The sequence below is a fragment of the Endozoicomonas sp. ISHI1 genome (assembly GCF_024606225.1).
GTDB lineage: Bacteria > Pseudomonadota > Gammaproteobacteria > Pseudomonadales > Endozoicomonadaceae > Endozoicomonas_A.
The window spans coordinates 385,483-399,461 of sequence record NZ_JAGRPU010000001.1 but is presented as its reverse complement, the minus strand read 5'-3'; the positions used below and the strand labels follow the sequence as shown (position 1 = coordinate 399,461).

Sequence of the window (13,979 nt, the reverse complement as noted above, 5' to 3'; positions counted from 1 at the left end):
CTTAGTCTTGGTATCCGATTAAACCTTTCAAAGTGACAGGGGCTCAATGAACGTTACGGTGTCGGAAGGAAGTAGGCCAGATGACAAGAAAAATCAGGGTTTCACCTTGGTCGAGTTGCTGGTTGTTATTCTGATCATAGGTATATTGCTGGGTATTACTCTTCTGAGCCCAATCACCGGCAATGTACAAAAAACAGTTCAAGAGCAGGCGGCAAGATTACAGATTTTGTTCTCTCAGGTCAGGGACAAAGCGCTCCTGGATAATGCCGAATACGGTTTTTCCATTGATGAGAATGGTCGTTACCAGTGGTGGGTACTGCCGTTGGAAAGTACTGAGTGGGCTGTCATCACAGAGACACCTTTTCAAGCCTACAAAATGCCGGAAAGCCTGGATTTTTATCTTTATACAGCCGAGGACGAATTGCCCTATCTCGAACCCAAAGATACCGGTCCCGATGTAGTGTTTTATTCAGACTATCAGGTGACCCCTTTTTCTCTATACGTGGTCCCCGTTGAAAACAAAAAGCAGGGTGTGGTGCTGATAACCGATGGCTTGTCCGATGTCGAAGTCGTTCGCTAGTGTTTTGGGCTTCACCCTTATTGAGGTGATGGTGGCACTAGTTATTTTTGCTCTGGCCGCATCCATGTTGATGTTGGCAGACGGTAATAGTATTCGCCAAACCCGCTATATGCAGGAAAAGGTTTTGGCTGCACAGCTCGCCGATCAATACTTGAGCCGACTTCAGGCAGAAAAAAACTGGCCTGATAAAGGTGTCACGGGAAAGGTTGAAATCTATGCCGGGTATGACTGGTATGTCCGTCAAACTGTCAGGGATACCAGTAAGAAAAACTTTAGGAAAATTGTTGTGGATGTCTTTGTGGGTAATCAAAAGCCCAGTGATGATGGCATTCCGATGTTTTCTCTGGAGTCCTATTTGAGGAAACCGAGGAAATGAGTGGGAGCAAAGGTTTCACACTGCTTGAGCTGATGATCGCCATAATGCTCTTTGCCATGATCAGTGCGGCAGCCTACAAGTTGTTCGATTCAGTGAGTCGGGCTCAGCAGGTAACTGATGGGATTCTGGACTATCTGGATGAAATTCAACGAGCGCAGTTGATTCTGGAGAAAGATCTATTCCAGATGACAGCAAGACCGGTGCGGGATGAATTTGGTGACAGTCAGCCAGCTGTTGTGTCTCCCAGTCTTGATGGCTTTGCTCTGGAATTTACTCGTGCTGGCTGGCGTAACCCGCTGAAGGAACTGAGGAGTAACTTGCAACGTGTTGCCTATAACCTGGAAGAGGATGAGCTGGTTCGCTACTACTGGTTGATGCTGGACAGGGCTCCGGATCCGATTCTGATAAGGCAGGTTATTCTCAACAATGTGCACGGATTGAAAGTCCGTTTTATGAACGAAAAGAAGCGCTGGAGCAGTAGCTGGCCACCGGCAAAACAATCCCGAGGTGGCAAACCAGCGGGTAGAGCAAGGAAAACAGAAGACCCGGTAATGCCCTACGCGATAGAGCTGACCGTGAAGCATGTGGACTTTGGAACACTAGTAACTATTTTGCCAGCTCTAGATTACAAGTCCTCGGATGCTCTGAAGTGGCCGGAGCAAGAACAGGGTAGTGATCAGAGGAACGCTGAGCAAAACGCTCACACACCAAAGTTGGATCAGAGTGACGATGGTCAAGGTGATGATAATGAGGATGAATAATGAGGTCAGTTAAACGGCAGCGTGGCATTGCTTTGATCTACGTGCTCCTGATCTTCGCCATGATTACGCTAATGGCTTCTCAGATGGTAACCAGCCTGTGGCTGCATACTGAGAAGAACACCCATTATCTTGAGCGTATTCAGGCCAGACATTTGGCTCTGGGGGCTGAACAATATGTTGCTTTATTACTTGAGCAGGATGCGGAAGACGACAAGAAAAAGAAAAAATTTATGGATCACGAAAGTGAACGCTGGAATATACGGGAAGTAGGCTACGCCCCTGATCAGGGGGATATCGAGCTGGTCATTGTTGATGAAACCAGTCGGTTTAACCTGAACTGGCTCGCTGCAGAAGCGCTGGACGGCCAAAAGTTTGTAGGTATGTTTGAGAAAATACTGCATAACCTGGGGCTTAGTTCAGAGATTGCCGCAGCCATCAAGGACTGGATCGACGATGATCAGGAACCCTCAGAATCCGGTGGAGAAGATAATAATTATCTCGTCATGGAACCGCCGCGAAGAACGGCCGATGCTCCGTTTGTTTCAGTATCGGAGTTAAGACTGATTCAGGGGGTTGGCAGTGCTGAGTTTGAATTGTTAGCGCCTCTGGTGGCCGTTTTGCCTAAGACTTCCAGGATCAACGTTAACGCAGCTTTGCCCGAAGTGATTGGCGCCCTGTCTGATAAACTCACAGAAGGGGATGTAGAGGCTATTATTGATGCTCGGAGTGCAGAAGGGTTCCCCAGACTGGAAGATCTGGCCAGGCTACCAGCCCTGAAAGACAAAACTGCTGCTCTTAAAGAAGTGCCTCTGGATGTTGCCAGCCAATATTTCACTGCTTACATCAAGGCAACGTATCGAGATACTGCATTCTATTTAAAAACCCTTATGTATCGTAATGCAGAGGGAAAGGTTCAAATCGCCGGTCGTGAGATTGGACCCAACGACTATTGGGTAAGTGCCAAGAAGGAATCCTGAGGTCTAATAATGAAAAACATCCTGTTGATTCGGATACCCCCACCGGTTTCCCGGATTGAGCCAAACAGTCGAGTTCAGTGGGGGGCTTTTGCCGAGAATGGGCAGCTTTCCGAGGATCTCCATATTTCTGAACTGGGACAAGTCAAAAATGACTGGGTTCGGTTTGTTATTCAGAAACCAGATGACACAGAGCTGGACGAATCCACCTTGGAAGAAGAAATGCCGGAACAGGTGGTAGTGCTTCTGCCAGGGACTCTGGTCATTCACAAGCAGTTGCCTATCAATAGCGGCCAGCGAAAGCATCTTTCAACCGCGCTGCCCTTTATGATTGAAGAAGAGTTGGCCGATGACATTGAGTCTATGCATCTGGCCAGCTATCAACACCGCAAGAGTGACCAGGTTTCCGTTTCAGCTGTTCCACATGAACAGATGCAGTCTCTATTATCCTGTCTTGAAGAGCAGGGGATTTCTGCCCAGCAAGTTATCGCTGAACTTCAGTTTTTGCAGGGCGTGCCGCGGGAATTAAACCTCCTTCTTGAAAATGATTCCTGCATTCTTTCCGCTCCTGACCATTCCACTGTTTGCCTTGACTATGAAGCACTTAGGTTTGTTCTGAGCCATTGGGGAGAAAAAACCACTGAAGACATTCTTCAGACTGATGAGGAGCTGGTAGCTGAAGATTCTGAAGCTCTTGTGAGTGCCAGAATAAAATTTGCAGATGGTCTGGTGCCATTGGCTACTGAGAAGAGAGAACAAGTGAAACGATGCTTGGATGAAAACGGCTGGCTGGTGGTAGAAGAACCATTGACCAATACTGCTTTTGAATATCTGGCGTCGTTGTATTTTTCTTCCAGAAAATCAGCCGAATTAGTGGATCTTCGTCATGGCCCCTATCAATGTCCTAAAAGGGCTAGCCGCAAGATGCGTCGCTGGAAGCCTCTTGCCTTGGTGGCTTCCATCTGGCTACTGCTTGAGTTGGGCTTAAAAGTCGGGGAAGGGTTGATGTATCAACAAAAAGCACAGGATTACTGGCAGGAGTCCGCCGCGCTCTACCTGGAAGTCTTTCCACAGGATCAGCAGGTGCTCGAGGCTCAGGCCCATTCAGCTGGAAGTATTAACTTGAAGGGACGCATGGAAAGTCGATTGAAAAATGCAGGGCAAAAGGTCAGTGGAGAAGCCTTCTTACCTCTGTTGCAACAGGTTTCTGCTGTGTCATCTTCTTTACCTGATTTTAAGCTGAAGCCGGTCAGCATGGATTTCAATGATGCTTCAGGAAAGATGGTGCTGGAGTTGAAAGCAGACAGTCTTGAAGGAATTGATAAGCTTCTGGCAGCAGTAAAATCGTCCGGGCTGAGCGCACGATTGGACAGTGCAATTCAGGAAAAAGCGGGCGTCAATGCCCGTATGACCATAGGCAGGTGAAGCTGATGAAACTGACCCATCTACTCGAAAGAAGTCCGCTCTGGCTCCAGCTTCAGGCTAAGTATGAGCTAATGTCACAAAAAGATCGTAGAGCAATGCATTTTCTGACGGCTGTCCTTCTGTTGGCTGCAGCCTATCTATTCGTTTGGGAGCCCATCACTGCATGGAGTGAAAAACAGCAGGAAGAGTTCGCTCATCAACAATCCATTTATGACTGGATGGCAGAGAATATTGATCAGGCAAAACAGGCTCATAGGAAACAAAGGTCTGCAGCTGCTAAAAAAGACCTTTCTTCGATTGTATCGAGCAGTGCCAAACAATCAGATCTGACACTGAGTCGTGTTCAACCGGATCGTAAAGGTTTAGGAGTTTGGGTCGAAGATGCAGCTTATCAGAAGCTGTTGGCCTGGATGGTTGTTTTAGATACCCGCTATGAAGTGATTATCCAACAAATCAAAATCGACCGAGGTAAAGAGGAAGGCCGAGTAAAAGTCTATATGCATCTTGCGAACTGATCCTGCTTGGTGAAAGGGCTTAATCCCAGGCCCTAACATCTCTCAATAAGCGGCAGTTATTTAGATTAAGTGTTTGTACTTTTTTGAATTCTAAAGGGAGTGTTTGAACTTCAAAATTGGACTCAGGCATTGCGATAACCCATTAAGGCTGTTCGCTAATGCTGAGAGCACAAAGAAATTCATAGTCAGAGTGCTAAAGTTCTGTTTTTTTACATGCTTCTGCCCTTGACACTACCACCTGATCTACATAGTATTCGCATGACTTCAGCGCAATGCATCGCGCAAAGAAATCGGGTGATTAGCTCAGCTGGGAGAGCATCTGCCTTACAAGCAGAGGGTCGGCGGTTCGATCCCGTCATCACCCACCAGTTTTTCGAAAGAAATTGCGTGACCGCATACTCAGTTTGGTAAATCAGTGTGTGAAAAATGCAGCGGACCGGTAGTTCAGTTGGTTAGAATGCCGGCCTGTCACGCCGGAGGTCGCGGGTTCGAGTCCCGTCCGGTCCGCCATATATCAAAAACCCTGTAGTCTGTCGTCTACAGGGTTTTTCTGTTTTAGCCCTACGTTTAAAGGGTTTTTGCAACTTTTGCCGGTTTTGCAAAACGGGCTTTTTCACTGTTTTTCCTCCTGTTCCTCTCTGTTTTTCTCTCTTCTTGGTTTTTTGGAGGAACCGGGGTGTCACTTCCTCCACTTTGTTTTTTCTTTTTAAAACAGTACTTTAGTTTAGTTTTTGGGCTGGAGGTCGTTTACGAGTTTGTTATTGATCACAAGGTAGCCACAGGGAGCTGGAACGCACAGACTAATATTGAATTAAGTACATAAACTCTAGATACAAAAATGAGAAATAAATTTCAAATTCTGCCAGAAGAACAGCCGCTGATTGAAGCTGCAATAAAGCTTGGGGATTGGCTTTGGCAACAGGAGTCAGTAACAAAACGGCAGAAACAATTCATAAAAGAGCTTCAATGTGCACTGAGTAATCTTCCAGATTCGACGCCAGACGTGTCTGGAGGTTATGGTTTCAGCGTATGTGATAATGAAGTCGCAACTTGGGATGGGGTAATGCCAGTACCGACCGGGTTATTTCGAGAGTGGTTTGTTTACTACCATTCAGGCGTTGAGAATGATGGAAGTATTGACTTACACCCTGCTGGATTTAACCCGCCCTGTCCGTGAGCTATTCACCACCAAACAACGCTTCACTCCAGAAGCCCGAAATATCAGCTTCAGTGAAACCCGGTTCGATATTGCCCCAAGTAATGTCCATCTTTCGTTTGCTGACTTGTAGCTATACATTTAAGTCGTCGTTTAATAACAATCCAATGCCATCTGCTCCAGCGTCGCCAAGTCAACCATTTCAAGTGCTGCCATATTGGTCGCAGCCAGGTAAACCGGCGGAGCGACACCTGCCTTATGAGCCTCTACCCAACGACTTACGCATAGACACCAGCGGTCACCGGCTTTCAGGCCGGGAAAGCCAAACGCAGGATTAGGTGTGATGAGGTCGTTACCTTTGGACAGGGAAAATTGCAGGAATTCATCGGTCATCCGGGCGCAGACTGTATGACTGCCAAAGTCCTCTGGACAGGTATGGCAATATCCGTTTCGAAAGAAGCCAGTCATTGGACTCTGACAACAAACCTCTAACTGCCTACCAAACACATTGAGCTGTTCAAACAGCAGTTCAAACATGTAAAACCCTCCCACGATAAACTCGTGGCCTACAGGATAGGAGAAAAACCATGTCTACGATGGATCGTAGTTTTTATCGGCGCAGGCAGCATCCATATTCAGCCTTACGACAACTCCGCATCTCTGTTGCCCATTGGCAATGTCAGCGAATTTAACTTCAGCTTTGGAGAAGATCGCAAAGAGTTGAAAAACTATATGGGCGGTGGTGGCTATCGTAATGTTATCAGTCGGGTGTCCGGCATTACTGTCAATCTGATAGCCCATGATTTCACTGCCAGCAACATCTCCCTGGCACTTCGAGGCAGTCTTACTGTGGCTTCGATCACGGCGGCGACTGATGCAGCGCAAAAAACCTATGGTGTGGCGGGTGAACTGATTCCTTTGCAGCGGTTACCTGATTTGAGTCAGGCTATCACGGTGAAAGACAGTCTGGATACCATACTGTTAGAAGGTAATGACTAGCAACTGATGAAATCTGGTATTCAGGTCATTGAAGGTGGGGGGTGTTGATGACCAGGGCATCAATGTCAGTTCACCCTACTCAAGGCTAATATGGTACAAGCACTCGTAGAGTCCGGGCGAGAGTTTACCTTGGTTATGGAAGGGTTGAATGATGCTCAGTAGGGGTTGCCCTTTAACATACGGGTACATCGAGTGAAGTTCTCTCCAGTACAGAATCTGGGCTTTATCTCTGATGACTCTGCCAGCATTCCTCTTCAACTGGATGTGCTGGCGAATACGGCGATTTCAGGATCTGGGCTGAGTTTGTTCATGCAACTTGATCTGGCGGGCTAGTCGCTAAAATTCACAGGTGTTCCTTTCCAATGGGAAATACAAAATCTGTGCATAAACGAGATGCATTTTTCTGTTTTGGTGCTAAAACGGTGCATATATGAACCAAGGAGAGAGTCTCATGCCCAGACAAAGCATCACGTTTACCGAGCCCAACGATAAGTGGCTCAAGGCTCAGGTTGACAGCAAAAAGTACAGTAGTAAAAGCGATGTCATTAATGACCTGATCAGACAAGCCCGATCCAGAAAAAGTGAACTCGAAGCGATCCGTGATGCACTGATCAAAGGAGAAAACAGTGGTATCAGCGAATTAACTCCTGAAGACATAGTGGCCCGGTACTTGAGCGAAAACGTAAAAATGGCGAGTTATAAGCTATCAAATGAAGCTGCTTTGGATATAGAACGCATCCTTGAGTTTGGCATTGATAACTTTGGCCTGGATCAGGCACTTCATTACCACGATAGCTTGTAGGCCCGTTTGACAGAATTAGTGAACTTTCCACTTCACTACCCGGCAGTGGAGCATATCCGCAAGGGATACCTTATGAGCGTTTACGGTTCTCACTCCATTTATTACCAAATTCAGGAAGATTATGTCCTGATTGTTCGGATTATGGGCAGACAGGATATCTCTGAAACATTTCAGGCGTAAGACGGCTATCAGTCTGCCAGATCTACACCCACCGGCTTTTCACGACACTGATGTCGCTCCTCAACTGTTTTAGTCGAGGTATAGGAGGATGCAGAAAGTTGGAGGGCGTTGTGTCTTTCAACAAGCGTAAAAACGGATTCTGGACGAGTGGTACAAACCATCGAGCTGGAAAGGCACTACTCACAGAATTAATGCTAAATGAGTAGTTACCGCCGTTAATGATTGTTTCATACTCGTTGTTAAAAGCTCAAAGCCATGTAAAATGGGCACCAGGTTATAAGTGCGTTTGATTCTTTATGTATAGATTTAGTGTTCCGAGCGTAGTGGCTCGTCCTGTTCTTCATAAGCGATAACAAAACTTCTAGCTCTACCGCCTTATCCGTGACATACACGGCAAGGTATTTTGCTTTAAAAAATCAGGATATGATTATGTCTACTACTACTGGTACTGTTAAGTGGTTCAATGAAGAGAAAGGTTTTGGTTTCATCGCTCAGGAGAATGGTCCTGACGTGTTTGCCCATTTCCGTCAGATCGTTGGCGACGGTTTCAAAACCCTGACTGAAGGCCAGCAGGTTGAATTTCGAGTGACCCAGGGCCAGAAAGGTCCTCAGGCAGAAGACATCCGTCCTCTGTAAAGATTGAGCTGCATATTATGTAGCTGATCTGCTTCACATGCCGTGAAGCTGAAAAGGCAATGCCGCGGGGTTTTGCCTTTTTTGCGTTTAAGGGAAGAGCAGAAGGAACAATCAAGGCCACCACTAACATCTGGCAACAGTTCAAATCACTGATCCCTGAAGGAAGCAAGGTGATAGCTACTATCACCTCACTCAATGGTAGTGGAACCAGTCAGGCAGAGCTAAGGGATGGTTCAATCATGACAGTGAAAGGTGAGTCTTTGGGAGTAGGGCAGAAGGCTTTTATTCAGGGGGGAGAGGTAAAGGGGGCTGCGCCGGATTTGGCGCAGTATGAAGCGTCCGTTTAACTGCGAATACCTCTACAAGCAGGAAATCTGCTGCACCTCCAGAATTGCTTACCTTTGTTGCTTCCCTCTTTCGCAGTGCGCTTTACCATGACAGAACCACATTGAGGAGAAAGTAGGAAAGTATTGCCAGTATCAGGTTGAACCACCAGGGGAGTGTGCTGAGGTCGTCCAGAAAAGATCGCTTACGGGTCATAACTGCTCAAGCCTTATTGTTGTTTTGTGGAAAGTTGTTTGTATTTTTTGCAGGCATCAGCTCGCTTTGCTTCCATAAACGGGTCGTTAGACATTTGACTTTCGAGAATCAATGCTGAGCAGTTTTGCTTTGCTTCAATCAGTTCAGTGTTATCTATTTTGGTTTTACTGGATGCGGGGGAGGAGGGCTGGATCATTGCGATGGTGGGTTTGAAGTTTGACGCAGCCTGACAGAACATTCTCACCATCGACTTTGCCTTATGGGCTTTATAGTTCTTGTGCTGGTGGGCCTGACAGATTTCAATAAATGCCGCTTTGGCCGCGAGAGTGCACTGAGAAAATTCAGTGATTTTCTGGTGCTTGTTCTGGCAGACGCTGCTATTTCGGATTCTCCATACCTGATGCTCAAAATAAATATCCTGTCCTTGGTGCTGGATAACCCGGCTCGTTATTTCAGCATTAGCATTTTCAATATAACTGTCAGTAATACTGCCTGACATTGCTGTAATGATTGTAGCCAGAGAGGTACTAATAATATCCATATTGCCTCACTTCATTGAGCCTGCGGCAAGAGGGAGCAGGCCTTGATTAAAGCCAAAGGGAGAGATTAACTCCCCAGCTCCTTAAGTGTTTTATTGTTTTCTGCCACCCAGGCGGTAAGACCATTCACGCTTCCACCTTTCACCAGAGAAGCAGCCGTGCTGGGGCTGCTGAATTCATAGTCTTCTGTGAAAACATAATAATCACCATCCAGTTTGATGATCGCTTTCTCAATCAGTCTGTCTCAATGCTTGAGAACGCCTGCTGAACAGGCCTTGTTGGGCACTTTGACGACTTGGGAGCCAGCAAAAACAGTGAAGCCATCCTCGGATCGTTTCCCTTCAGCCATCAAGCCTTTGCCTTTGCAAAAAAATATTTGATCAGCCGTATCATTTATCTTTGCCTTACCTTGGCTGGCCTGGGACGACTGGGTCATTACGGGAGCTGATAAATGATGAATACCCAGCACTGGCAGGAGTTGCAACACCCTGTCGAAAAAAACGTCCATCTCCGCGCGATCTGCTTCTGGCAGTGGTGATCCACTGGAGGCACTGTTCATCACAACCACTCGCTTGCTGTTGTATGCCTGTTGGATCAGCTTTCCTTCAATGTAACGAATATGGGCTTTGGTCAGGTTGTCGTCTTTGCTGACGAAGGCTGATGTATGAACCCAGTAGTCCTTGTTTTCATTTTTGGCGTGCTGCTTAAGACGACTGGAGACGTCCTCTGCTTCACCAATGTAGATCTCAGGCTCATTTGAATCTGCATCAATACCAGAGAGCAGATAAACGCCCGGACTTTTAAGTTCCGGGCGGCTCAGAAAGTCATCAAGATCACTGCGGGGGCCAGCAATGGCCTTGCCTGACCAGTTTGAGATCTCTGCGGTACGGAGGCCAGTCGGGCTGCCCTTGACGAGGAAGAGTTTTATTGTGGCTGGTTGCATAAACTTAATCGAGAGGTCATTTTAAACCGGTGATTTCAGGTTTTTGTTTGCCGGAGGTAACAATACCAAAAGTAAACAATTGGATTCTACTGTCATCAATCATGGTAGCACGTGATATGCCGTACAAGTGGTTGTTTGAGCAGAATTCTCAGCTACCAACTCCCAGAGCCTATACCCAGAAAAAAAGAGGTTAGCCCAAAAACAAAAAATAACCCAGTCAAAAGACAGTATTTGATGACATACCCAAAGGTCAGCTCCTGATCGGCAAGCCTGATGATGCCACCAATGATAAGTTTAAAGGCAAAGTAACCCCCAGAGAGAAAGAATCCCCAAGCGAGTAAATTGAACATCAATTCCAAATCCATAATAAAAATTCCTTACAGCAGCCAACGGTTATTTTTCTTCAATAACGCCACATATGATTTCTGAGAACAGATTCCCGTCCTGTTTCTTTCGATGGTTGTAAACAATATCAAGAGCGCTCATGCATAACTCCTTGCACACTGTTGCTTATTATTGATTTCTGTCTATCCAAGTAAAGTTATCCTGAATAAGCTTCCGCTCACCCGACCAGCGATAAGCCACCAGTCTTCCCCCAGGGCGTGCAACGCTGTAGTCAACACAGGCAACCTGGTCACTCATTGGCCTGGGCTGTCCACTCATCCAGTAATGTCCTACAAATAACGGTACTGTATCCGTGTAGCGATAACTTTGTTCGGGCAGTGGAGTGTTGGGCAATTCTGCCTGATCTGTCCCGATGGTTGCATTTGACCAATGAGTCGCTTGTTCATCCCACCAGCGAATGCGGGCAGCGGTTCGCAGATTTCCTTTTTTATCTCTGAAACTAACGCCTGGTGGTAGTTCCAGCTCTACCCCTTTCAATAGGTACTCTATTGCATGGTAGAGCGGGTGTGATTTATCAGAAGCTGGAACATAAGCATCCGGTGTCAGGCAGTTATTTTCATCGAGAAAGGGGGCGACAATAGGAAAGCTGGTGTGATGCCATACTGCATGGATGATTCTCAATTCTCCCAGATCCAGAAACAGTGGCAGTGTCTTAAACCAGCTTATAGCCTCCTGATGTATGCTGGATTGAAATGGAAACTCAGCAATAAACTCCGCATGATCCCTGATGTTCTTCTCATTATGTGGGCGGAGGAAATCGCCAGCACCATCCGATATCGAATAACAGATGGCATTAAACTCATGGTTGCCCATCACAGCAAGAGCAGTTTCCTGCTCGATCATTGAACGACAAATGTCAATGGTTTTACGGTGTTGCCCCTGCCCATCTACAAAGTCCCCAACAAAAATGGCTTTCCGTTCAGGGTGGCGATATGCCGATTTACGTCGTTCATAACCAAGCTTGAGCAGTAAGGCTTCCAGCTCATCAGCTCGACCATGAATATCTCCAATAATGTCGTACATTCTTATTCTCATTGCATAGCGGAGGAGTGAGAAGGTTATCAGATTCAGTCTGATGAGAGAAAAGAGATCAACTGGTCATGATCCAGACTGTGATGCCAGCCAGGAAGATGGTCATCAATAAACTGTTCAACAAGCTCCCTTGACTGCATGTCTTGTTGGGTTTCGTTGTCACGAATAGCTTTCAGTGATTGCTGATACTGTTTTTGATCCTGCAGACCAGCTTTAAACTGTTGTCTTAGCTCTGACGTTTTCGCTGACAATTCCTTCTGGTTGGCTTTGTGTTGCCGCAGTTTTGAGAGAACACGCTTGAACTCTGTTGTAAGTAAATCGCGTTTTTCAGCCAGCAGCTTAAGATCATTATAAAGTTCTGTAAGCAGCTCAGAAGCGACCTGCTCTCCGATTACCAGGTAATTGCGACTGGCCCTGGCAAAGGTGGCCACATTGCGACCAGTCCTGTATCCAGAGAAGGGGGATGTTATTTCTACTGTTAAACCAGATCGGGAGAGGTCGGAGATTATACCTGAGACTGACTGACCATCAATCGTCAAAGAGATGTGCTTATTCATTTTTTTTCCTGTTTAGCGAGATTTATTAAGCGCCTGCAAGTGGGACTAAATTGGCGCTGACCGTTCAGGCTAATACATTATCCATGATCCAATCCTCTTGTATCTATTCTGATCAGTAAGTCGGCGAGTGCTGGTGAGGTTAATACTGGTATGGCATAGTCGTTCCAAACAGAGATAAACCCCACTTAAAGGGGGTTTAAGGGGTAAAGGAATGGGTATGGACACTGCCTGCCAAGCCAGTCTTGATGCGGCTGAGAGTGTTTTGCTGTATCTCGAGGAGATAAGAAAGAGAAAAAGTTATTTAACTCTACATGAGTGGCTTTTTTTGGCTTTGGCTGAGAAGACGAAAGAGTTGGCAACAGCAGAAATTGCCAGTGAAGACCTTTTGTTTGATCCAGAAGATCTTGTCGAATGGCTTAAGCAACATTCAGAGAAGAATCGACAGCTGCCACGTACCCTGATAGTACAGAATATCCTCCTGAATATCCGGGGCCAGACAGGTCAAGCGAATGCACTTTGAGACCCTGGCCTTGTCCACCTTCTCCTTCTCAGCCAGCTGCTTGATGCTGGCGAACTTTTGCCGTGTAAGCATCTTTAGCCAGCGGTGTCCCTGAATCAGAGCTATTTGTATCTGCTTCACTTCTGGCGGGTCGATAGCTCCAGCCGGGGTCTCGATGGTGGTCTTGCCTCCCCTTTGATTCATTCAAATCGGCAGAGTGACTTTGATCAGGTTTTCCTGTTCCAGAAACTCAACGCTTTCTTCGCCATTTTTAAATAGGTAAGCCATGGTCTTCGATCTCCGGTGATTGTGGGGATAGTTCCGATACCACTGAATCAATCCCATTGGGTTTGAAAAGAATGGTTAGTGTCGTAGTTGTCAGATCAATACGGTGTACCAATAGCTCAATCAGACGACGTTTTTCTTGGGTAAAGAGTTCCTCCCAGATAGTTGAAAGGTCACTCAGGACCTGGCGAACCCTGTCAATGTTGATCTGTGGTTCGATCCTTTCCACTTTTTCCCATACCTGCAACAAAAGTTCTGGGCTGGCCAGCTGTCGTTGTGTGCTCCCCAGCACCAGCTTTTCCAGTACAGAGGCCGACAGGGGTGGCAGTGGGCTGTTTGAGTAGCCTTTGGACTGGGCAGAGTAACTGACGTAATAACGAAAAAATTTGCCATTTTTCTTTCGTGTGCTGGTGGCCGAGAGGGAGTGACCATCGGCTCCATAAGCAGGCCCTTCAGGAAGGAGGTGTTCTTTCTCAATCGGGACCGGCGTGAGCGCTGGATGGACTCAATATCAAAGGCTGCCACTACTCTGGCCCAGAGGTTCTTTGAAATGATCGAAGTATGTTCCCCCGGAAACCATTCACCCTTGTTGCCAATTTCGCCGATGTAGATCCGGTTTCTTAGAATGCGGTACACAGCGTTTTTGGCAAAAGAGATGCTGCCACAGATACCTCCATTTTTTAAAGGTATCTGTTTGGTTGTATAGCCCTTGGCATTGAGCATCTCACAGATTGCTATGATCGAGCGGGTGGCAGCAAAATGCTCGAAAATCAAT

The 13,979-nt window shown here is 46.7% G+C and carries 22 protein-coding genes and 2 tRNA genes; 14 read left to right on the top strand and 10 right to left on the bottom strand.

Going from position 1 to position 13,979, the window contains the following annotated elements:
* Nucleotides 1-46 precede the first annotated feature (46 nt).
* The 9 genes from KBW69_RS01450 (at nucleotide 47) to KBW69_RS01410 (ending at nucleotide 5,920) form a co-directional block, all read left to right on the top strand.
* Nucleotides 47-580 carry a prepilin-type N-terminal cleavage/methylation domain-containing protein gene (locus KBW69_RS01450; RefSeq protein WP_257279650.1) on the top strand — a complete coding sequence of 178 codons (534 nt, stop codon included), beginning with the start codon at nucleotides 47-49 and terminating at the stop codon, nucleotides 578-580.
* Nucleotides 561-956, top strand: coding sequence for a type II secretion system minor pseudopilin GspI (gene gspI / locus KBW69_RS01445; RefSeq protein ID WP_257276199.1), 396 nt, complete (start codon nucleotides 561-563; stop codon nucleotides 954-956). The genes KBW69_RS01450 and gspI overlap by 20 nt, the downstream gene beginning before the upstream one ends.
* Complete coding sequence (gspJ, locus tag KBW69_RS01440) at nucleotides 953-1,717, top strand: type II secretion system minor pseudopilin GspJ (protein WP_257276200.1); 765 nt, start codon at nucleotides 953-955, stop codon at nucleotides 1,715-1,717. The genes gspI and gspJ overlap by 4 nt, the downstream gene beginning before the upstream one ends.
* Nucleotides 1,717-2,694 (top strand): type II secretion system minor pseudopilin GspK, encoded by a 978-nt coding sequence (gene gspK, locus KBW69_RS01435; protein ID WP_257279649.1) that lies wholly within the window; start codon nucleotides 1,717-1,719, stop codon nucleotides 2,692-2,694. Before gspJ ends, gspK begins: the two co-directional genes overlap by 1 nt.
* Before the next feature lie 9 nt (nucleotides 2,695-2,703).
* On the top strand, nucleotides 2,704-4,116 hold the full coding sequence (gspL, locus tag KBW69_RS01430) for a type II secretion system protein GspL (RefSeq protein ID WP_257279648.1): 1,413 nt from the start codon (nucleotides 2,704-2,706) through the stop codon (nucleotides 4,114-4,116).
* A gap of 5 nt (nucleotides 4,117-4,121) precedes the next feature.
* Nucleotides 4,122-4,631 carry a type II secretion system protein M gene (locus KBW69_RS01425; protein ID WP_257274742.1) on the top strand — a complete coding sequence of 170 codons (510 nt, stop codon included), beginning with the start codon at nucleotides 4,122-4,124 and terminating at the stop codon, nucleotides 4,629-4,631.
* A gap of 292 nt (nucleotides 4,632-4,923) precedes the next feature.
* Nucleotides 4,924-4,999 (top strand) — tRNA-Val (locus KBW69_RS01420).
* Nucleotides 5,000-5,064: 65 nt separating this feature from the next.
* Nucleotides 5,065-5,141, top strand: a tRNA-Asp gene (locus KBW69_RS01415).
* Nucleotides 5,142-5,728: 587 nt separating this feature from the next.
* On the top strand, nucleotides 5,729-5,920 hold the full coding sequence (locus KBW69_RS01410; RefSeq protein ID WP_257279647.1) for a hypothetical protein: 192 nt from the start codon (nucleotides 5,729-5,731) through the stop codon (nucleotides 5,918-5,920).
* Between the two features lie 20 nt (nucleotides 5,921-5,940).
* On the opposite strand, the gene KBW69_RS01405 is transcribed toward KBW69_RS01410, so the two are convergent.
* Nucleotides 5,941-6,324 carry a DUF2237 family protein gene (locus KBW69_RS01405; protein WP_257275289.1) on the bottom strand — a complete coding sequence of 128 codons (384 nt, stop codon included), beginning with the start codon at nucleotides 6,322-6,324 and terminating at the stop codon, nucleotides 5,941-5,943.
* 24 nt (nucleotides 6,325-6,348) lie between these two features.
* Here KBW69_RS01405 and KBW69_RS01400 point away from each other — a divergent pair, with 24 nt between their 5' ends.
* The 5 genes from KBW69_RS01400 (at nucleotide 6,349) to KBW69_RS01385 (ending at nucleotide 8,751) form a co-directional block, all read left to right on the top strand.
* Nucleotides 6,349-6,786 (top strand): hypothetical protein, encoded by a 438-nt coding sequence (locus KBW69_RS01400; protein ID WP_257279646.1) that lies wholly within the window; start codon nucleotides 6,349-6,351, stop codon nucleotides 6,784-6,786.
* 451 nt (nucleotides 6,787-7,237) lie between these two features.
* A complete protein-coding gene (locus KBW69_RS01395) occupies nucleotides 7,238-7,588 on the top strand; it encodes a type II toxin-antitoxin system ParD family antitoxin (RefSeq protein WP_257279645.1) in 351 nt (116 codons plus the stop codon).
* Between the two features lie 6 nt (nucleotides 7,589-7,594).
* Nucleotides 7,595-7,768 (top strand): type II toxin-antitoxin system RelE/ParE family toxin, encoded by a 174-nt coding sequence (locus KBW69_RS23600; protein ID WP_368736476.1) that lies wholly within the window; start codon nucleotides 7,595-7,597, stop codon nucleotides 7,766-7,768.
* Nucleotides 7,769-8,197: 429 nt separating this feature from the next.
* Nucleotides 8,198-8,404, top strand: a complete 207-nt coding sequence (locus KBW69_RS01390; RefSeq protein ID WP_257275284.1) for a cold-shock protein — start codon at nucleotides 8,198-8,200, stop codon at nucleotides 8,402-8,404.
* Nucleotides 8,405-8,463: 59 nt separating this feature from the next.
* Entirely contained in the window at nucleotides 8,464-8,751 is a 288-nt protein-coding gene (locus KBW69_RS01385) for a hypothetical protein (RefSeq protein ID WP_257279644.1), read from the top strand.
* Between the two features lie 206 nt (nucleotides 8,752-8,957).
* Here KBW69_RS01385 and KBW69_RS01380 read toward each other — a convergent pair whose 3' ends face one another.
* The 9 genes from KBW69_RS01380 to KBW69_RS23590 all read right to left on the bottom strand — a co-directional run bounded on the left by KBW69_RS01380 (nucleotide 8,958) and on the right by KBW69_RS23590 (nucleotide 13,978).
* Entirely contained in the window at nucleotides 8,958-9,485 is a 528-nt protein-coding gene (locus KBW69_RS01380) for a hypothetical protein (protein WP_257275281.1), read from the bottom strand.
* 65 nt (nucleotides 9,486-9,550) lie between these two features.
* Nucleotides 9,551-9,718, bottom strand: a complete 168-nt coding sequence (locus KBW69_RS23595; protein ID WP_373690663.1) for a DUF4357 domain-containing protein — start codon at nucleotides 9,716-9,718, stop codon at nucleotides 9,551-9,553.
* Nucleotides 9,719-9,727: 9 nt separating this feature from the next.
* Nucleotides 9,728-10,426, bottom strand: coding sequence for a GIY-YIG nuclease family protein (locus KBW69_RS01375; RefSeq protein ID WP_257275280.1), 699 nt, complete (start codon nucleotides 10,424-10,426; stop codon nucleotides 9,728-9,730).
* A 152-nt stretch (nucleotides 10,427-10,578) separates the two neighbouring features.
* Nucleotides 10,579-10,791, bottom strand: a complete 213-nt coding sequence (locus tag KBW69_RS01370; RefSeq protein WP_257275279.1) for a hypothetical protein — start codon at nucleotides 10,789-10,791, stop codon at nucleotides 10,579-10,581.
* Between the two features lie 148 nt (nucleotides 10,792-10,939).
* Entirely contained in the window at nucleotides 10,940-11,854 is a 915-nt protein-coding gene (locus KBW69_RS01365; RefSeq protein ID WP_257279643.1) for a metallophosphoesterase, read from the bottom strand.
* A gap of 44 nt (nucleotides 11,855-11,898) precedes the next feature.
* Nucleotides 11,899-12,420, bottom strand: a complete 522-nt coding sequence (locus KBW69_RS01360; protein WP_257275277.1) for a hypothetical protein — start codon at nucleotides 12,418-12,420, stop codon at nucleotides 11,899-11,901.
* A gap of 427 nt (nucleotides 12,421-12,847) precedes the next feature.
* Nucleotides 12,848-13,123 carry a hypothetical protein gene (locus KBW69_RS01355; RefSeq protein WP_257279642.1) on the bottom strand — a complete coding sequence of 92 codons (276 nt, stop codon included), beginning with the start codon at nucleotides 13,121-13,123 and terminating at the stop codon, nucleotides 12,848-12,850.
* A 67-nt stretch (nucleotides 13,124-13,190) separates the two neighbouring features.
* Nucleotides 13,191-13,496, bottom strand: a complete 306-nt coding sequence (locus KBW69_RS01350) for a hypothetical protein (RefSeq protein WP_257275275.1) — start codon at nucleotides 13,494-13,496, stop codon at nucleotides 13,191-13,193.
* Nucleotides 13,382-13,978: a recombinase family protein gene (locus tag KBW69_RS23590; protein ID WP_373690657.1), complete on the bottom strand. Its 597-nt coding sequence runs from the start codon at nucleotides 13,976-13,978 to the stop codon at nucleotides 13,382-13,384. Before KBW69_RS23590 ends, KBW69_RS01350 begins: the two co-directional genes overlap by 115 nt.
* Nucleotide 13,979 lies beyond the last annotated feature (1 nt).